Source organism: Pseudomonas sp. p50(2008) (genome assembly GCF_015351605.1).
Classification (GTDB): Bacteria; Pseudomonadota; Gammaproteobacteria; order Pseudomonadales; family Pseudomonadaceae; genus Aquipseudomonas.
Genome location: NZ_JACMYF010000010.1, coordinates 191551 through 210763, shown reverse-complemented (window position 1 = coordinate 210763; position 19213 = coordinate 191551). Strand labels below are relative to the sequence as shown.

The following is a 19213-nucleotide window of genomic DNA, read 5'->3' as shown; positions in this document are numbered from 1 at the left end:
GTCAGAACGCAAGTTGTCGAGTGATCTGTAGCGCAGCATTTTCCAGCCTGAGCAAAAATGCCTTGCGCGGTTGTCCTCCACCATAGCCCGTCAACGAGCCATCCGCCCCGATTACCCGGTGGCAGGGCAAGACAATCGAAAGGCGGTTTTGCCCGTTCGCCAGGCCCACCGCACGACTGGCGCCGGGCTTGCCCAGCGTCGCAGCGATGGTGCCGTAGGTGCTCGTCTTGCCATAAGGGATTTTCGCCAGTTCGGCCCAGACCTGCCTGAAAAACTCGCTGCCGGGCAGGTGCAGCGGGACTTTGAACTCGGTCAGCTTTCCAGCGAAATAGGCTGCCAGTTCTGCTTCGATTTGCTGCAAGTGAGCGTTGTGTCCGGGTGCGACGGCATACCCGTGGCGGTTCTGCAGAGCCTGGATTTCCCGCGTCAGCGCCGGTCGATCAAGAAACTCCAGCAGCACCAACCCTCGCTGTTCAGCCATGGCGATCATCGGCCCGAGCGGGCTGGTCAGGCGGGTGAACAGCAGCGGTTCGCTTTGGGCCGCGCGGCCGGGGGTGATGTGGAAGGACTTCTGGAAGGCATCGCGGAAACCGCTCAGGGACTCATAACCCGAGTCGAACGCGGCGTTATCTATGGAATCGCCCTGTTTGATCCCGCCCAACGCCATGCCCAGACGCCGGGTACGTAGCCAGGCGTGGAACGTCATGCCGAAATGCTGTTTGAACCAGCGCCGCAGCTTCAGCGGCTCCACGCCTTCGGCCAGTAGTTGGGCATCGGTCCAACGCTGGTCGGGATCACTGTCGACGCAGGTGAGCAGTTTTTGCACCCAGTCCGGCGCAATGGCGGCAGCATCCAGAGGCTTGCAGCGCAGGCACGCGCGATAACCCGCCGACAGGCATTCATCGGCATGGGCGAAGAACTCGACGTTCTCCGGTTTTGGCTTGCGCGCCGTACAACTGGGCCGACAAAAGATGCCGGTGGTTTTGACGGCCGTAAAGAACACTCCCTCGTAGGAGGTGTCTCGTTCGAGCATGGCGCGAACCATCTCGGCGTGGGGCGGAAGCAAAGCGTTTTGTAGGTTCATGACGTGAGCATAGGGGGCGTCGGTCAGTGTCTCCACCGGAAAATCGACAGAGAATTCCTCATCAGGCCCGGCGTGCCATCAGCAACACCGATGCGGCCGCCGAGAGCAAACCTGCACAGCAGCGGTTGAAGATCCGTTTGCCACTGGGTTTGGCAAACCAGCGGCGCATGTGCAGACCCATATAGGCATAAGCAGCGATGGCAATCCATTCGAGGACCAGGAACAGCGCGCCCAGCACGGCGAATTGTGGCGTGATCGCCTGGTTCGGATTGACGAACTGCGGCAGGAATGCGGTGAAGATCAGGATCGCTTTCGGGTTGCCGGCCGCGACCAGAAACTCCTGCCGTGCCAGCGCTAAAAGCCCGACGGGCGCGCCCTGTGCGACGTTTTCAGTGCCAGAGTCGGCTCGCCACAGTTGCCAGGCGAGGTAGAACAGATAGGCCGCACCCAGAATCTTGATCCCATAGAACAACAGTTCGGATGTTTGCAGCACAACCGCCAATCCCGCAGACGCCAGGGCGATCATTCCGGCAAACGCCAGCAGCCGACCCAGGCCCGCCATGCACGCGGTGCGGTAGCCATAACGGGTGGAATTGCTGACCGACAACAGATTGTTCGGACCCGGCGCCATGTTCAGCGCGAAGCAGGCGGGAAGAAAGAGGGAGAGGGTGGTGAGGTCCATGATCGGCTCCAGAAGCGAGAACGGTATTTTTACCACGGTCGTTTAACAGCCGACCCGTACAGTGATTGACGGTCGTCGCGGTACAGGTGAGGGGGTGTTTTGTTCAATACAGGAATTGAGTCGCACCTTACCGTCATGGCGGGTACCACTGAATTGAAGAGGGTGTGTGATGAGTCTGATTGTCTCCATGGCGGCGTTTGCATTGGTGGCTTCGATAACGCCGGGGCCGGTGAATATCGTGGCGTTGAGTTCCGGTGCGCGGTTTGGTTTTCGCGCCAGTCAGCGGCATGTTGCCGGCGCGACACTGGGGTTCGTGTTGTTGCTGGTGTTGATGGGGTTGGGACTGCACGAAGTGCTGCAGATCTGGCCGGGTCTGACCCGGGTTGTGCAACTGGCGGGGGTGGCGTTTTTGTTGTTCATGGCCTGGAAACTGGCCGCCGACGATGGGCGTCTCGATGCGAAGGATTCGGGCCGGGCGCCGTCAATGCTCTACGGTGCCGTCATGCAGTGGCTCAACCCCAAAGCGTGGCTGGCTTGTGTGGCGGGCATGGGGGCTTTTGTTGCCGATGGCGAGGCGCGATTGGTCTGGCAGTTTGCGGCGGTGTATCTGGTGATCTGCTATGTGTCCGTCGGTTGCTGGGTCTATGCGGGGACGTTTTTGCGCGGCTACCTGAACAACCCGGCGGGTATGCGGATGTTCAACCGGGGAATGGTAGCGTTGTTGGCGGTGAGCGCGGGGTATTTGTTGTTGCCTTGATCTTGCCTGAAGAGCGCTCACAGACCTACGTCACCCGCGATACTGCCCCGGCGTGGCGGCCAGGTGCTGTTTGAACGCGCGTTGAAAGTGGGCCTGGTCGGCGAAGCCCGCCTCGAGGGCGACGTCGGCAATCAGTTTGCCGCTGCGCAGTCTCTCCTGGGCGAACTGGATGCGTCGGTTGACCAGGAAGGCGTGGGGCGTCATGCCGAAGTGTTGCTTGAATGCACGGATCAGGTAGGACGGCGACAGCTGCGCGGCTGCGCAAATGTCTTCGAGCTTGAGCAATTGCGTACAGTTATCCCGAATGAATTCGGCGGCCCGCTCCAGCTTGAAGTTAGGTTCGCGTAGCGGTTGCTCGGCCGGATTGAACCGTTGCTGCACCTCGGTAAAAAACTCCACCACTGTGCTGTGTTTTTGCAGGTGGTCCTGCATTGTGTCCACCAACACCTCATACAGCGCCACCAGTCCGTCGAATAGCTGGGTGTCGCGGTCATGGGTGATGGAAAAACGGCGGAACGCCAAGTCGGAGCTGAAGCCCAGCTGGTGCTGCAGATCAGTGAGCCACGCGGTGTCGATGTACAGCATCAGATACGACCACGGTTCGTCGTCGATCGGATTGCACGCATGGACATCGCCGGGATTCATCAGCACGACGGTGCCGGCGCTGACCTGAAACCGGGCTTGTTCGTGAATGTAGGTGCTGCGCCCGGCGGTGATGGCGCCGATCGAAAAGTGTTCGTGAGAATGACGCGTGTAGCAGACCTCGCGCCCGTCAGCGATGGAGCGGGCTTCAATGAAGGGTAGGGCGTCATCGCGCCAGAAGCGCGGGGCCTTGTCTGCGTCTTTGGCAACGGCGTGCTTCATGCTTAGGTTCCTCGGCAGGTCAGCGCCTGAGTGTATTTGTTCTCGCCGTCAAAGGCTCGTCCCCGCGCGTTGATGTCGAGTTTTCTGCATCCGTTTTGTGATGCGTGATCCCTCGTCAGATTCATCATTATGGAGTCGTAATGACTCGAGATGATGTCATAAAGACTCTTGTTGAATATGGTCTAAATGACATCGAGCCTCTGATCTCATTGATTTAAAAGGGCTTAACACCTGGCACGGCTCTTGATACATCCCCGGTACAACTGAACGACTTCAGGAGTACCGAAAAATGTTCGACTTCTTCACCAATCCCCACAATGTTCTTCAGCTGTCGAATCGCGTACTGGGCGCAGGTCTTGCACTGTTGCTCGCTGGCATTTACGGCGCCTATCTGTACGAAGGTCATTTGCCCATCGTCGCGCTGGTGTCGTTGCACGCGATGACGATCATCGGACCGACCTTGCTCAAAATCGGCTACGTCATGCGCCTGCTGTCCCAGCATCGGCTGGGACAATGCCCGGTCGGAGCTGGAGTGTGACGCGCAAGTTCGCCAGGGCGCAGGTGTTCACGCTGGGGTTTCGGCCGTTCTTTCTGGCCGGCGCGGGGTTTGCGGCGATTGCCGTTGCGGTCTGGGGCCTGTGGCTATACGGCTGGTTTCCAGCGGCGCAACCCGTGGGCGGCATGCTGGTCTGGCATCGGCATGAGATGCCGTTCGGGTTCGCCTCGGCGATCATTGGCGGATTTCTGCTGACGGCAGTGCCGAACTGGACCGGGCGTCCAGGTCTGCACGGCGGGCCGCTTATCGGTCTTTTGCTGGTGTGGCTGACGGCGCGACTCGCTTGGTGGCTGCCGATGCCGTCGGTGGTATTGATTGCGTTGCAAATCCCGTTTCTGCCGTTACTGGCCTGGATGTTGGGCCGCGAGCTGATCGCTGCCGGCAAGCGCGACAACTATCCGATTCTGCTGGTGATCGCCTTGCTCGCGGGGTGCCAGGCCATGACGCTGGCGGGGATCTCCACCGAGGATGTCGACCTGCAACGGCGGGGCGTACTGGCGGCGTTGTGGTTAATCGGCGCGCTGATGAGCGTAATCGGCGGGAGGGTGATTCCGTTCTTCATCCAAAGAGGTTTGAATCGCCCCACCGCCTCAGTGGCGCAACCCTGGCTGTTCAAAGGGTTACTACTCGGCGGGATGCTGGCGGCGCTGTCGTTTGCCGCAGGGTTGGACAACGTCCCTAACCGCTGGCTCGCCGTTTTGTTTGGGCTGATGGGCGGTTTGCATCTGCTGCGGCTCTGGCGCTGGTACGACCGGGGTATATGGCGTGTGCCGTTGCTCTGGTCGCTGTACCTTGCCTATGCCTGGCTGGTGGTTGCAGCGCTGGCGATGGCGCTGTGGCATGCGGGGCTGATGCCGCAACAAAGCCTCGCCACGCATTCGCTGGCGGTGGGAGGAATCGGCGGTTTGATCCTGGCGATGATTGCGCGGGTCAGTCTCGGTCATACCGGGCGACCGTTGCAGCCATCGAAGGCAATCATCCTTGGATTCGCCTTGCTGTCCATTGGTGCGGTCTGTCGCGTCTTGCTGGTGCCGTTTTCCACTGTCGGCCTGGGCATCTCGGCGTTGCTCTGGTGTGTTGCGTTCGGGCTGTTCCTGATGCGCTATACCGGCATCTTGCTGGGGCCAAGGGTTTAGCGACATGGGTGCAAGCGCAAAACGCCACTCGGCGCTTGCCTCAGGACAGTGACTGCGTGACCGGTGGTCGATGCGCCAGTCTGGTTCGGCAATTTGCGCTTAGCTGTAAGGGATGAACCAGGCGCGCAAAGACGCGCCGTGCGGTAGGAGCAACGCGTGCTCCCACCGAAAAAACGCGTCCCCGTGAGTCTGAGGTAACCGCAATGCTGACCCTGAATATCAATGGCAAGGACCAGGCGCTGGATGTCCCCGCGGACATGCCGCTGCTGTGGGTCCTGCGCGATGTCGCGCACCTTACTGGCACCAAATTCGGCTGTGGCATGGCTCAATGCGGCGCCTGTACGGTGCACGTTGACGGCGCGCCGCTGCGCTCATGCATCACGCCCGCCACCGCCGTGGCCCATGGGCAGAAAATTCTCACCATCGAAGGGTTGTCCACCGACGGTTCGCATCCGGTCCAGCAAGCCTGGGCCGAGCTCGATGTGGTCCAGTGTGGTTATTGCCAGTCCGGTCAGATCATGTCGGCCGCCGCGCTGCTGGCGAAAATCCCCAAGCCCACTGACGCCGATATCGACCAGGCGCTGTCCGGCAATATCTGCCGCTGCGGCACCTATCCGCGCATTCGTGCGGCGGTGAAACGCGCTGCACAAATCGGTTGATGCCTCGGTGAGGGAGGGTGAGTAATGAACAGCTTCAATCCGTTATCGCGGCGTGGATTTCTCAAAGGCAGCGTCGTGTTGGGTGGCGGGCTGGTGGTGGCGTTCGTCATCCCCGGTGCCCACCGGTTCGCGACGGGCGCCGAGAACCAGGGGAACGTGTTTGCACCGAATGCTTTTCTGCGAATCGGCAATGACAACAGCGTCACGGTACTGCTCGGGCATTCGGAAATGGGCCAGGGCATCTGGACCGGCCTGACCATGCTGATCGCTGAGGAACTGGATGCCGATTGGTCGACAATCATCGTCGAACACTCACCGGCATCGGCTGCCGACTATGGCCTGGCCGGGTTTGGCGGGATGCAGATTACGGGTGGGTCAACGTCGACCTGGATGGAATTCGACCGTTACCGCCAGGCCGGCGCGGCAGCCCGGTTAATGCTGATCGACGCAGCAGCCAAACGTTTCGGCGTAGCGCCTTCGGCCATTCGTACCGAGTCCGGCGTGGTCATCGCAGGCGACAACCGCGCCACCTATGGCGAGCTGGCGGACGACGCCGGCAAGCTACCCGTGCCCGACCCTGCTTCGATCAAACTCAAAGAAGCCAAGGACTGGAAACTGATCGGCAAGCCCACTAAACGGCTGGACACACCAGAGAAAATCACCGGGCGGGCCAGGTTCGGCATCGACGTGCAATTCGAAGGCCTGATGACGGCGATGGTCGCGCGTTCGCCGGTGTTCGGCGGCAGCGTCAAATCCTTCGAAGGCGCCGAGGCGCTGGCGATTCCGGGTGTGCACAAAGTGGTGCAGGTACCCAGCGGTGTCGCCGTCATCGCCGATCATTACTGGGCCGCGAAACTGGGCCGCGATGCACTCAAGGTCGATTGGGACCTGGGCCCGAACACCGGCCTCGACAGCCAAATCCTGTTGGAGAGTTTCCGCAAGCTCGCTGGCACCACAGGGCTGCCAGCCAGCACGGCCGGCGACGCCCAGGGCACGCTGGGCAAGGCGGCGAAAACGATCGACGTCGAATACAGCGTGCCTTACCTGGCCCACGCTCCGATGGAGCCGCTTAACTGCACCGTGAAAATCACCCAGGACAAATGCGAGATCTGGACGGGTACGCAGTTTCAGACACTGGATCAAATGATCGCCGGAAAAATCACCGGGCTAAAGCCTGAGCAGGTCATTATTCACACCGAATTTCTCGGCGGCGGGTTTGGTCGGCGAGCCAACCCGACCTCGGATTTCGTCGCGGAAGCGGTGGAGGTCGCCAAAGCCGCAGGTGGTCCGGTGAAAACCGTATGGTCGCGAGAAGACGACATACGTGGCGGCTACTACCGGTCGGCGTTTCTGCATCAGGCGCGTATCGGCATGGATGCTGGCGGGATGCCCATCGCATGGAAGCATGTCATGGTCGGGCAATCGATCATGGCCGGTACGATGCTCGAAGAGGCGATGGTCAAGGGTGGCATCGACAAAACCTCGGTTGAAGGGGTGGCGGACAGTCCCTATCTCGAAGGTCTGGCGCATCATCAGGTCGAGCTGCATTCGCCGAAAACCGGCATCAACGTGTTGTGGTTGCGCTCGGTCGGACACAGTCATACGGCGTTCGTGATGGAGTCGCTGATCGACGAATTGGCCGAGGCGGCGGGCAAGGACCCGGTCGACTATCGACGCACTTTGCTCATGGACCACCCACGGCATCTCGGCGTACTCAACCTTGCCGTCGAAAAAGCCAACTGGACAGCGCCGCTGCCGGACGGCCACGCGCTGGGCGTGGCGGTGCATGAGTCGTTCGGCAGCTACGTCGCGCAAGTGGCCGAAGTGTCCCAGGACAACCTGGCGATCCGTGTGCATCGCGTGGTCTGTGCGGTGGACTGCGGGATTGCGGTCAACCCGCAAAGCATCGCGGCGCAGATGGAATCGTGCATCACCTTCGGCCTGGGGTTTGCGTTGCACAGCAAACTGACGTTCAAGGACGGCAAAGTGGTGCAGTCCAACTACCACGACTATCAAGTGCTGCGCCTGAACGAAATGCCCGTGGTCGAAGTGCATATCGTGCCCAGTACCGACAAGCCCGGAGGCATTGGCGAGGCGGGGGTACCGCCCACGGCACCTGCGGTGGCCAATGCGGTATTCGCATTGACCGGGCAACGGCTGCGGGAACTGCCGCTGCAACTGTCGGGGGTGTGAGATGAGACGACATCTGGTACTGGGTGCGGTGATTCTGTTCGGCCTGGCAGCGTATGCCGAAGACCTGTTCGCCGACGATAAAGAAGCCTTGAAGGCGTTCGAGACGGTGCAGAAAGTCTTCCAGAGCCCCCGTTGCCAAAACTGCCACATTCCCGGCGATTCTCCACTGCAGTTCGACGCCGGCGTTCCCCACGCCATGAATGTGGTCCGTGGCATGGACGGGAAGGGCGCGGCGGGTTTGCCCTGTGCTACCTGCCATGCGGAAGCCAATCCGCCGGCCAGTTACGGTCCCAATGCACCGCCCGGAGCACCGCATTGGAGCCTGCCGCCAGCAGCGCACAAAATGGCCTGGATCGGACTTCCGGCAGACAAACTGTGCGCGATGATCAAGGACCGTTCCAGCAATGGCGACCGGGATTTTGCGGCGCTGATCAAACATGTCAGCGATGACAAGCTGGTGTTATGGGGCTGGAACCCTGGTGCAGGACGAGCGCCGGTACCGGTTCCACACGACATTTTTGTCGCCCAGTTCAAGCTTTGGGCTGATGCAGGAGGGCCTTGCCCCGTCGAGGGTATCTGACCAGCGGTAGCAAAATAGTGAGTCATACCGGGAAAGGGGGTCTCTAATGTATATACCCTCCTGCGGAGTGACTGATGGTCGTTTCAGGAAAACCGGGTAAATCCGGTGCTCACACAGAGCTCTCATGCGAACGCAGTGTTCTCGAAAATGCAGTGCAAGATCGGGAACGGATGAGAGAGCTGGCACGTTCGTTCGAGCAACAGCTAACGGCGGTGCAAATGGCAAGCATGGACGAGTTGACCCTGCTGACGAACCTTCACGGGTTTCTGGTTCTGGCCCAGTTGTGGCTGGATGCCTGTCAGCAGCTGGAGAAACCGGCGACGTTGCTGCTATTCGACCTGACTTATTTCAACCAGATCAACGACGTGTACGGGCGTGGCGAGGGCGACAAAGCCCTGAAATCCTTTGCCGATGTTTTGCGTATCGCCTTTCGCGAAAGTGACGTGGTTGGACGCGTAGGCGGTGATGAGTTCGCGGTGCTGTTGGCCGGCTCGTCTGCGGTAGAAATCGCCGGTATCAGGGCAAGGGTTCAGGAAATGCTCGATGAGCGCCTTGCCACCGCGCACCCTGGTTACGACATTCGCTTCAGCATTGAACAAATCGAATTCGATCCTGAGACTCACGGCACTGTTGATGGCCTGATGGCCGCGATTGATCTTGCACGGCACCAGGGATCGGTCCGGTTTTAAGCGTCCTGCGTCTCTCACTCATTTGGCAAACAGCTGATCGATGTCCTTGAAGGCCTTGAACTCCAGTGCGTTACCGCAAGGATCGAACAGGAACATTGTGGCCTGCTCGCCCACCAACCCCTGAAATCGGATGCCGGGCTCGATCACGAAGCGCGTGCCCAGGGATTGCAAACGCTCGGCCAGGGCCTCCCATTCCGACATCCCCAATACCACGCCGAAATGCGGCACGGGCACGTTGTGGCCGTCGACGGCATTGGTGTGGGCGGCTTCCTGGGAAGCATTCTTCGGTGCCAGATGGATCACAAGCTGATGGCCGAAGAAGTTGAAGTCGACCCAATGATCGCTGGAACGGCCTTCTTCCAGCTCGAACACGGCCGCGTAAAAATGGCGCGCGGCGGCGAGGTCGTAAACCGGGATGGCCAGGTGAAAAGGAGAAAGAGACATAGGCTGGATCTCGATAGAGTGAACGCTGAGTTTATCTCTGTGAATTGTGTTTGAAAGACGATAGTTTTTGCGCCGAGCATGAATTATTTCGATCAGTTGAGACGCCAATGTTACGAGAGCTGAAAACCTTCCTCGCTGTCGCGCGCTACGGCACCTTTGCCGCGGCGGGCATGCACATCGGCCTTACCCAGTCGGCGGTCAGCGCGCAGATTCGTAATCTCGAGCAGGCACTGGGTATTCGCCTGTTCGATCGCACGGGGCGCCAGGCACTGCTGAATGCGGCGGGGCTGCGCGCGTTGCCGATGGCCAGGGACATGCTCGACACGTTCAGCCGCATGGCGATCAGCGATGACGTGAGCGAATACCGGGGAGAGCTGAAAATCGGGGCGGTAGCGACGGCGCAAACCGGATTGCTGCCACAGGCATTACTGCGTTTACGGCAACAGGCGCCCCAGCTGGAACCGAAACTGGTGCCAGGGGTATCACTGAACTTATTGAGTCAGGTGGACACGGGAGAAGTGGACCTGGCAATCCTGATCAAACCGCCGTTCGAACTGCCCAAGGAACTGTCGGCGCAGGTTATTCGGCGGGAGCCTTTTGTCCTGATTGTTCCACTCGATCAGCCGGGCGATGACCCATTGCAGTTACTGACTGACCATCCCCATGTGCGCTATGACCGTAACTCGTTCGGCGGACGCCTGGTGACGCGCTTTTTGCGTGAGCAGCGGATCGACGTGCAGAGTGCTCTTGAGCTGGATGAGCTGGAGGCCATCGTGAAAATGGTCGAGTGCGGGCTGGGCGTTTCGTTGCTGCCTCGGGCCGGGCTGTGGCTGGAGTATGGCGCGAAGGTCAGGGTGATCCCGTTGGGCGAACTGACGTTTTATCGGGAGATGGTGTTGTTGCAGCGGTACAGCCATCGTATGCAGCCGATCCAGCAATTGTTTGCGCAGTGCCTGAGAGGCGAATCAGCCACCCTGCAGGAGTGAGCCAGCTCGCGATAGTGGCTTGCCAGGCGACATACATGCTGAATGACATACCGATATTGCGAGCAGGTTCGCTTCCACAAGGGATTTGTGTTTTTCGGTAAATTGCAGGCGTAAAAAAACCCGCCAGAAGAGGCGGGTTTTTTCATTGGCGAGCTGAAGATTACTCTTCGAGGCTGCCCATGGCGGTGGTGTTGAAACCGCCGTCTACGTACATGATTTCGCCGCTGATGCCCGAAGCCAGGTCCGAGCACAGAAAGGCGCCCGCGTTGCCGACTTCGTCGATAGTGACGTTACGACGCAGCGGAGTTTGCGCTTCGTTGGCGGCCAGCATCTTGCGGAAGTTCTTGATGCCGGAAGCGGCGAGGGTGCGGATCGGGCCTGCCGAGACGCAGTTGACGCGGGTGCCGTCCGGGCCAAGGGAGCCGGCCAGGTAACGCACGCCAGCTTCCAGGGAAGCTTTGGCCATGCCCATGACGTTGTAGTTAGGCATGGTGCGCTCAGCGCCCAGGTACGACAGAGTCAGCAGGCTGCCGTTGCGGCCTTTCATCATTTCGCGACCGGCTTTGGCCAAGGCCACGAAGCTGTAGGCGCTGATGTCGTGAGCGATACGGAATCCTTCACGGGTGGTGGCTTCGGTGAAGTCGCCATCCAGCTGGTCGCCCGGTGCGAAGCCTACGGAGTGCACGATGCAATCCAGGCCGTCCCACTTCTTGCCCAATTCAACGAAGACCTTGGCGATTTCTTCATCGCTGGCCACGTCGCACGGGAAGCACAGGTCCGGGTTCGAACCCCAGCTTTGTGCGAACTCTTCGACACGACCCTTGAGTTTGTCGTTCTGATAAGTGAAGGCAAGCTCAGCGCCCTCGCGATGCATGGCGGCAGCGATGCCGGATGCGATGGACAGCTTGCTGGCGACACCGACGATCAGTACGCGCTTACCGGCGAGAAAACCCATGTGTTGCTCCTCTCTTTCAGGTTATTGCGCAGTGGCTGGTGCCAGGAAAGCGGCTTCCAGCAACTGCTGTGTATACGGATGTTGGGGGGCGGCAAAGATACTTTGCGCGTCTCCCTGTTCGACCACTTGGCCATGCTTGACCACCATCAGCTGGTGGCTCAGCGCTTTGACGACAGCCAGGTCATGGCTGATAAACAGATACGTCAGGTTGTACTTGGTTTGCAGTGAACGCAGTAGCACCACCACTTGGCGTTGCACTGTCCGGTCGAGCGCCGAGGTTGGCTCGTCCAGCAGAATCAGCGCCGGTTTTAACACTAATGCCCGGGCAATGGCGATTCTCTGCCGCTGCCCACCGGAAAATTCGTGGGGGTAGCGGTTCCGGGTTTCCGGGTCCAGGCCTACCTCCTTGAGTGCTGCAATAATCGCTTGTTCCTGTTCAGCCTCGGTGCCCATCTTGTGGATCCGCAGGCCTTCGCCGATGATCTGGCTTACGCACATCCGAGGACTCAAGCTGCCGAACGGGTCCTGAAACACCACCTGCATCTCCCGCCGTAGCGGTCGAACCTGTTGCTGCGTCAGGCAGTCTAGCTGCTTGCCTTCAAAACGGATCGCGCCTTTGCTGCCGATCAACCGCAAAATCGCCAGACCCAGTGTCGATTTGCCGGAACCGCTTTCCCCCACAATTCCCAAGGTCTGGCCTTGAGGCAGGCTGAAGTTGATTCCGTCTACCGCCTTGATGTGATCGACCGTCTTTTTCAGCAAGCCTTTCTTGATCGGAAACCAGACTTTCAAGTCCTCGACCTGCAGCAATGGCGGGCCGATGACATTGGTCGCCGGCTTGCCGCTGGGCTCCGCTGCCAGCAGCTCCCGAGTGTACGGATGCTGCGGCGCGCGGAACAACTCTTCGCACGATGCCTGTTCGACGATGCAACCGCGCTGCATGACACATACTCGATGCGCAATTCTTCGCACCAGGTTCAAATCGTGACTGATCAGTAGCAACGCCATGCCCAGGCGCGCCTGCAATTCCTTGAGCAGTTCGAGGATTTTCAGCTGAACGGTCACGTCCAGCGCAGTGGTCGGTTCATCGGCGATCAACAGTTCCGGCTCATTGGCCAGCGCCATGGCGATCATCACGCGCTGTCGCTGCCCGCCGGACAATTCATGGGGCAACGCCTTGAGGCGCTTGTGCGGTTCGGGAATACCGACCATTTCCAGCAATTCTAGGGTTCGTTTCGTCGCGATTTTACCGACCAGGCCTTTGTGGATGCCCAGCACCTCGTTGATCTGCTTCTCGATCGAGTGCAGCGGATTGAGCGAGGTCATCGGCTCCTGGAAGATCATCGCGATCCGGTTACCGCGGATATGCCGGATGGTTTTTTCTTTCAGGCTCAGCAGGTCCTGTCCCGAATACTCGATGGTCCCGGAGGGATGCCGGGCAAGCGGGTAGGGCAGCAACCGCAGGATGGAGTGGGCCGTCACGGATTTTCCGGAGCCGCTTTCACCCACCAGTGCCAGGGTTTCACCGCGCTTGATATCGAAACTGACACCTTCAACCACGCGCTGACAGCGCTCTCCCACGACAAACTCGACGGAGAGGTCGCGTACTTCGATCAGATTGTCCTGATTCATTTCACTTCCTCGGGTCGAAGGCATCGCGAGCGGACTCACCGATAAATACCAGCAGACTCAGCATCAACGCCAGTACGGCAAAGGCACTCATGCCTAGCCACGGCGCTTGCAGGTTGGATTTGCCCTGTGCCACCAGCTCCCCCAGCGACGGGCTACCAGCTGGCAAACCGAAGCCGAGGAAATCCAGTGCGGTCAAGGTGCCGATGGCGCCGGTCAGAATAAAGGGCATGAACGTCATGGTCGACACCATGGCATTGGGCAAGATGTGGCGGAACATGATCGCACCGTTCTGCATCCCCAGGGCACGGGCTGCGCGGACGTACTCAAGGTTGCGGCCGCGCAGGAATTCGGCGCGTACCACGTCGACCAGGCTCATCCAGGAGAACAGCAGCATGATCCCCAGCAGCCACCAGAAGTTCGGCTGGACGAAGCTGGCGAGGATGATCAACAGGTACAGCACCGGCAGCCCGGACCAGATCTCCAGAAAGCGCTGACCGGCCAGGTCGACCCAACCGCCATAGAACCCCTGCAAGGCGCCGGCGATCACACCGATGATCGAGCTGAGGACGGTCAGCGTCAGGGCAAACAGCACCGAAATCCGGAAGCCGTAAATCACCCGGGCCAACACGTCGCGGCCCTGATCGTCAGTGCCCAGCAGGTTGTCGGCCGACGGCGGCGCCGGAGCTGGCACCTTCAGGTCGTAGTTGATGCTCTGGTAGCTATAGGGGATCGGCGCCCACAGCACCCAGGCGTCCTTGGCCTTGAGCAGTTCACGGATGTAGGGACTTTTGTAGTTGGCTTCCAGCGGAAATTCGCCGCCGAAGGTGGTCTCCGGGTAGCGCTTGAGCGCCGGGAAATACCAGCCGTCGTCGTAGTGCACCACCAGCGGTTTGTCGTTGGCGATGAGTTCGGCGCCAAGGCTCAGGCCGAACAGCACCAGAAACAGCCAGAGTGACCACCAGCCACGCTTGTTGGCTTTGAAGAGTTCGAAACGTCGTCGATTGAGCGGGGAAAGATTCATCTCAATGCTCCCGGCTTTCGAAGTCGATGCGCGGATCGACAAAGGTGTACGTCAGGTCACCGATCAATTTCACCACCAACCCCAACAGGGTAAAGATGAACAGCGTGCCAAACACCACCGGGTAATCGCGGTTGATCGCCGCTTCAAAACTCATCAGCCCGAGACCGTCGAGCGAGAAGATGACTTCCACCAGCAACGAGCCGGTGAAGAAAATCCCGATGAACGCCGACGGGAAGCCGGCGATCACCAGCAGCATCGCGTTACGGAAGACGTGACCGTAAAGCACGCGATGGTTCGTCAGGCCCTTGGCTTTGGCCGTGACCACGTATTGCTTGTTGATTTCATCGAGGAAGCTGTTCTTGGTCAGCAAGGTCATGGTCGCAAAGTTACCGATCACCAGGGCCGTCACCGGCAGCGCGAGGTGCCAGAAGTAGTCGAGAATCTTGCCGCCCATGCTCAGTTCGTCGAAGTTGTTCGAGGTCAGGCCCCTGAGCGGGAACCAGTCGAAGTAACTGCCGCCGGCGAACAATACGATCAGCAGGATGGCAAACAGGAACGCCGGAATCGCGTAGCCGACGATGATCAACGAGCTGGTCCAGACGTCGAAATGGCTGCCGTGTCGAGTGGCCTTGGCGATCCCCAGCGGGATCGACACCAGGTACATGATCAGCGTGCTCCAGAGGCCCAGGGAAATCGACACCGGCATCTTTTCCTTGATCAGGTCGATGACCTTGGCGTCCCGGAAGAAGCTGTCGCCGAAATCCAGCGTGGCGTAGTTCTTGATCATGATCCACAAGCGTTCCGGCGCCGATTTGTCGAAGCCGTACATGTGCTCGATTTCCTTGACCAGCGCCGGGTCCAGGCCTTGGGCACCGCGGTAGGCCGAGCCGGCGACCGACACCTCCGCACCACCGCCGGCGATGCGGCTGGTGGCGCCTTCAAAGCCTTCGAGCTTGGCGATCATCTGCTCTACAGGGCCACCCGGTGCAGCCTGAATGATGACGAAGTTGATCAGCAAAATGCCGAGCAACGTCGGAATGATCAGCAGCAGTCGCCGAAAAATATACGCCAGCATCTGATTACTCCGTGCCCGCAGCGTCGGTTTGCAGTTTGGTTTCGATCTCTATCGCCGGTTTCGCGTCGGGCTTGATCCACCAGGTGTTGATGCCGACATCGTACGTGGGTGAGATTTTCGGATGGCCGATATGGTTCCAGTAAGCCACGCGCCACGTCTTGATGTGCCAGTTGGGGATCACGTAGTAGCCCCATTGCAGCACGCGGTCCAGCGCGCGGGCGTGAGCCACCAGGCTGTTGCGCGAATCGGAATTGATCAACTGCTCGACCAACTGGTCCACCACCGGGTCCTTGAGGCCCATGGAATTGCGGCTGCCGGGCTTGTCGGCGGCGGCCGACATCCAGAATTCGCGCTGTTCGTTACCCGGCGAGTTGGACTGCGGGAAGCCGCCAACGATCATGTCGAAGTCCCGGGAGCGCACACGGTTGATGTATTGGGAGACGTCGACCCGACGGATCACCAGATCGATACCGAGGTCGCTGAGGTTGCGCTTGAATGGCAGCAGCACGCGCTCGAATTCGGTCTGGGCCAGCAGGAATTCAATGGTCACCGGTTTACCCGTGGCGTCGACCATCTTGTCGTCGACGATTCTCCAGCCGGCCTCCTGCAGCAGTTGATAGGCCTTGCGTTGCTGGGCGCGGATCATGCCGCTGGCATCAGTCACCGGGTTCTGGAACGCCTCGCTGAATACCTGGTCGGGGATCTTGCCGCGAAACGGATCGAGGATTGCCAGCTGATCGGCGTCCGGCAGGCCCGTGGCGGCCATCTCCGAATTTTCGAAGTAGCTGCGGGTGCGCGCATAAGCGCCGTTGAACAGTTGCTTGTTGGTCCATTCAAAGTCCAGCAACAGCGTCAGGGCCTGGCGCACGCGCACGTCCTGAAATACCGGGCGGCGCAGGTTGAACACGAAGCCCTGCATGCCGGTGGGGTTGCCGTTGGGGATCTGTTCCTTGATCAATCGACCTTCGGTGACCGCCGGGATGTTGTAGGCGTTGGCCCAGTTTTTCGCGGTCATCTCCAGCCAGTAATCGAACTGCCCGGCCTTGAGGGCTTCAAGGGCCACGGTGTTGTCGCGGTAGTAATCGGTGGTCATGACGTCGAAGTTATAGAAACCACGGTTGACCGGCAGGTCCTTGCCCCAGTAATCCTTGACCCGTTCATAACGCACCGAGCGTCCGGCCTTCACTTGGCTGACTTTATAGGGACCGCTGCCCAACGGCAGTTCCAGATTGCCCTTGTTGAAATCCCGGGTGGCCCACCAATGCTTGGGCAGGACCGGCAATTGGCCGAGGATCAACGGAAGTTCGCGGTTATTGCTGTGCTTGAATTTGAACAGCACCGTCAGCGGGTCTTCGGCGACCACTTCCGCGACGTCGCTGTAGTAGCCGCGATAGAGTGGCGCACCTTCTTTGGTCAGCATGTCATAGCTGAACACCACGTCTTCGGCGCGGATCGGGTGACCGTCGTGGAATCGTGCTTCCGGGCGCAGGTAGAAACGCACCCAGCTGTTGTCCGGGGCTTTTTCGATTTTGCCGGCGACCAGGCCGTATTCGGTAAACGGTTCATCCAGCCCCTGTTTGGCCAGGGTGTCGTAGATGATGCCGATGTCATCGGCCGGGACACCTTTGCTGATGAACGGATTAAGGCTGTCGAAGCCGCCAAATCCCGCCTGCCGAAAAATCCCGCCTTTCGGGGCGTCCGGGTTCACGTAATCGAAATGCTTGAAGTCAGCGGGGTATTTCGGCGGCTCGTTGTACAAGGTCAGGGCGTGTTGCGGGGCGGCGCAGGCCAGTCCGGCAAACAACAGACCGCTGGCCTGCAAGAGCAAGGCACGTACGGGTTTCATCGATCCTTCTCCGAAGATTTCAGCCACCACGCGCTCAGGCCCAGGGTGTAGGGCGGCGTGGTAACAAAGGCGAACCGGTTGCGGTAGGCCAGGCGGTGATAATTGAGGTACCAGTTGGGAATGATGTAGTGCTGCCACAACAGCACCCGGTCCAGGGCTTTGCCGGCGGCTACTTGTTCGTCTCGGGTCTGGGCCGCGAGTAATTGCTCAAGCAGATGGTCGACAACGGGGTTGGCAATCCCCGCGTAGTTTTTACTGCCCTTGACCCCGACCTGGCTCGAATGGAAGTACTGCCATTGCTCCAGGCCCGGGCTCAGTGTCTGATTGAGGGTTATCAGGATCATGTCGAAATCGAACTGATCCAGGCGTTGTTTGTACTGGGCGCGATCAACCGTGCGTAGCCGGGCATCGATGCCGATGCTGGCGAGGTTTTCCACATAGGGTTGAAGAATGCGTTCCAGGTTGGGGTTGACCAGCAAAATCTCCAGCCGCAGCGGTTGGCCGGCAGCGTTCTGCACGCGTTGGCCATTGAGTTTCCAGCCCGCTTCAGCGAGCAGGCCCAGCGCCCTGCGCAACGTGTCCCGCGGGATACCGCGGCCATCGGTCTGGGGCAGGCTGAAGGGCTCGGTGAAGAGTTTTGCCGGCAACTGGTCACGGTAGGGCTTGAGCATCAACCATTCATGGCCGACCGGCAGGCCGGTGGCGGAAAACTCGCTGTTGGGGTAGTAGCTCATGGCGCGCTTGTAGGCGCCGCTGAACAACGTGCGATTGGTCCATTCGAAGTCGAACATCAGCCCCAATGCTTCGCGGACCTTGGGGTCATTGAGCGTTGCCCGACGGGTGTTCATGAACAGGCCCTGACTTTGGGTCGGGATCTGGTGCGGGATCTGTGCCTTGATCACGTCGCCCCGGGTGACGGCCGGGAAGCGGTAGCCGTTTGCCCAGTTTTTCGCCTGGTGTTCGATGTAGATGTCGAATTCACCGGCCTTGAAGGCTTCGAAGGCGACGTCGCTGTCGCGGTAGAACTCGACCTCCATGCGATCGACGTTGTATTTGCCGCGATTGACCGGCAGGTCCTTGCCCCAGTAATCCTTGACCCGCTCGAATATGAGCTGGCGCCCCGGAGTGACCGAGGTGATGCGATAAGGTCCGCTGCCCAGCGGGGGTTCGAAGGTGGTGGCCTTGAAATCACGATCTTTCCAGTAGTGCTGTGGCAGCACTGGTAACTCGCCCAGGCGCAGGATCAGCAAAGGATTGCCGGCGCGCTTGAAGACGAACCGGATGCGATGCGGGTTGAGGATGTCGACCCGCAACACTTCCTGGAGATTGGTGCGGTACTGCGGATGCCCTTCCTTGAGTAGCAGCCGGTAGGAAAACGCGACGTCGTACGCGGTGATCGGTGAGCCGTCGTGAAAGCGTGCTTCAGGGCGCAGGTTGAACACCACCCAGCTGCGGTCTTCGCTGTATTCGACCGTTTGGGCGATCAAGCCGTAACTGGAGGTTGGTTCGTCACCGGAGGGTGCGTACTGACCGGTGCCGACCATTAGCGGCTCGTTGAGCTCGTTGATGCCATATTGTGGGAAGTTCGGCGTGGAAACCGGGCTTAAGCCCTTGAAGGTGTAGGGGTTGAGCGTATCGAAGGTGCCAAACGCCATCACCCGCAACGTACCGCCTTTCGGCGCTTGCGGGTTGACCCAGTCGAAGTGGGTAAATCTGGCCGGGTACTTGAGTGTGCCGAACTGCGCATAACCATGGCTTTCGCTGATCGTCGCGCTTGCGGTGGAGCTCAAGGCCAGGCTGATCAGGAGCAGGAGGAGGGGACGCTTCAAGTCAGAGATCCGATCCAGGCGGCTTGGGCTTTGTGGTCCGTACAGTAACAGCTTGTATGGACAGGAAAAAGACGGAGATTAATGACGCCTTAATTCATGCAGCGAGACCTGTAGCAGCTGGCGAAGCCTGCGTTCGGCTGCGTAGCAGTCGTGAATTGAGACAGCACGGGTTTTGGGGAAAATCGTGACGCAGGTTTGACGACTGTTTCGCAGCCGAACGCAGGC

18 protein-coding genes are annotated in these 19213 nt (G+C 59.7%); 8 read left to right on the top strand and 10 right to left on the bottom strand.

The genetic code is table 11. From position 1 onward, the window contains the following. Position 1 precedes the first annotated feature (1 nt). Positions 2-1084: a bifunctional transcriptional activator/DNA repair enzyme AdaA gene (locus tag H7698_RS26220; protein WP_194693275.1), complete on the bottom strand. Its 1083-nt coding sequence runs from the start codon at positions 1082-1084 to the stop codon at positions 2-4. A gap of 61 nt (positions 1085-1145) precedes the next feature. Then, a complete protein-coding gene (locus tag H7698_RS26215) occupies positions 1146-1766 on the bottom strand; it encodes a LysE family translocator (protein ID WP_194693274.1) in 621 nt (206 codons plus the stop codon). A 169-nt stretch (positions 1767-1935) separates the two neighbouring features. Here H7698_RS26215 and H7698_RS26210 point away from each other — a divergent pair, with 169 nt between their 5' ends. Then, positions 1936-2523 (top strand): LysE family translocator, encoded by a 588-nt coding sequence (locus tag H7698_RS26210; RefSeq protein ID WP_194693273.1) that lies wholly within the window; start codon positions 1936-1938, stop codon positions 2521-2523. Positions 2524-2553: 30 nt separating this feature from the next. On the opposite strand, the gene H7698_RS26205 is transcribed toward H7698_RS26210, so the two are convergent. Then, on the bottom strand, positions 2554-3387 hold the full coding sequence (locus H7698_RS26205) for an AraC family transcriptional regulator (protein ID WP_194693272.1): 834 nt from the start codon (positions 3385-3387) through the stop codon (positions 2554-2556). Between the two features lie 289 nt (positions 3388-3676). Between H7698_RS26205 and H7698_RS26200 the strand changes: the two genes are divergently transcribed. The 6 genes from H7698_RS26200 to H7698_RS26175 all read left to right on the top strand — a co-directional run bounded on the left by H7698_RS26200 (position 3677) and on the right by H7698_RS26175 (position 9200). Then, positions 3677-3925 carry a transmembrane sensor/regulator PpyR gene (locus H7698_RS26200; RefSeq protein ID WP_194693271.1) on the top strand — a complete coding sequence of 83 codons (249 nt, stop codon included), beginning with the start codon at positions 3677-3679 and terminating at the stop codon, positions 3923-3925. After that, on the top strand, positions 3901-5079 hold the full coding sequence (locus tag H7698_RS26195; protein WP_194693270.1) for an NnrS family protein: 1179 nt from the start codon (positions 3901-3903) through the stop codon (positions 5077-5079). The genes H7698_RS26200 and H7698_RS26195 overlap by 25 nt, the downstream gene beginning before the upstream one ends. Before the next feature lie 203 nt (positions 5080-5282). Further along, entirely contained in the window at positions 5283-5738 is a 456-nt protein-coding gene (locus H7698_RS26190) for a (2Fe-2S)-binding protein (RefSeq protein WP_162436793.1), read from the top strand. A 24-nt stretch (positions 5739-5762) separates the two neighbouring features. Beyond that, entirely contained in the window at positions 5763-7931 is a 2169-nt protein-coding gene (locus H7698_RS26185) for a xanthine dehydrogenase family protein molybdopterin-binding subunit (RefSeq protein WP_194693269.1), read from the top strand. Position 7932: 1 nt separating this feature from the next. Further along, on the top strand, positions 7933-8511 hold the full coding sequence (locus H7698_RS26180) for a hypothetical protein (RefSeq protein WP_162436791.1): 579 nt from the start codon (positions 7933-7935) through the stop codon (positions 8509-8511). A 74-nt stretch (positions 8512-8585) separates the two neighbouring features. After that, positions 8586-9200: a GGDEF domain-containing protein gene (locus H7698_RS26175; protein WP_194693268.1), complete on the top strand. Its 615-nt coding sequence runs from the start codon at positions 8586-8588 to the stop codon at positions 9198-9200. A gap of 18 nt (positions 9201-9218) precedes the next feature. Here H7698_RS26175 and H7698_RS26170 read toward each other — a convergent pair whose 3' ends face one another. After that, a complete protein-coding gene (locus H7698_RS26170; RefSeq protein ID WP_194693267.1) occupies positions 9219-9644 on the bottom strand; it encodes a VOC family protein in 426 nt (141 codons plus the stop codon). A 107-nt stretch (positions 9645-9751) separates the two neighbouring features. Between H7698_RS26170 and H7698_RS26165 the strand changes: the two genes are divergently transcribed. Next, a complete protein-coding gene (locus tag H7698_RS26165; RefSeq protein WP_162436788.1) occupies positions 9752-10630 on the top strand; it encodes a LysR family transcriptional regulator in 879 nt (292 codons plus the stop codon). 160 nt (positions 10631-10790) lie between these two features. On the opposite strand, the gene fabI is transcribed toward H7698_RS26165, so the two are convergent. The 6 genes from fabI to H7698_RS26135 are packed head-to-tail and all read right to left on the bottom strand — an operon-like array spanning position 10791 to position 18970. Next, positions 10791-11585: an enoyl-ACP reductase FabI gene (fabI, locus tag H7698_RS26160; RefSeq protein ID WP_008152082.1), complete on the bottom strand. Its 795-nt coding sequence runs from the start codon at positions 11583-11585 to the stop codon at positions 10791-10793. 21 nt (positions 11586-11606) lie between these two features. Further along, a complete protein-coding gene (locus H7698_RS26155; protein ID WP_194693266.1) occupies positions 11607-13217 on the bottom strand; it encodes an ABC transporter ATP-binding protein in 1611 nt (536 codons plus the stop codon). A 1-nt stretch (position 13218) separates the two neighbouring features. Further along, positions 13219-14238 (bottom strand): ABC transporter permease, encoded by a 1020-nt coding sequence (locus H7698_RS26150; RefSeq protein WP_162436786.1) that lies wholly within the window; start codon positions 14236-14238, stop codon positions 13219-13221. Between the two features lies 1 nt (position 14239). Beyond that, on the bottom strand, positions 14240-15313 hold the full coding sequence (locus H7698_RS26145; RefSeq protein ID WP_162436785.1) for a microcin C ABC transporter permease YejB: 1074 nt from the start codon (positions 15311-15313) through the stop codon (positions 14240-14242). Positions 15314-15317: 4 nt separating this feature from the next. Then, a complete protein-coding gene (locus H7698_RS26140) occupies positions 15318-17159 on the bottom strand; it encodes an extracellular solute-binding protein (protein WP_194693265.1) in 1842 nt (613 codons plus the stop codon). Next, the gene (locus H7698_RS26135) at positions 17156-18970 is read right to left on the bottom strand and encodes an extracellular solute-binding protein (protein ID WP_442966332.1); all 1815 of its coding nucleotides are present in this window, start codon (positions 18968-18970) and stop codon (positions 17156-17158) included. The genes H7698_RS26140 and H7698_RS26135 overlap by 4 nt, the downstream gene beginning before the upstream one ends. Positions 18971-19213: the final 243 nt, after the last annotated feature.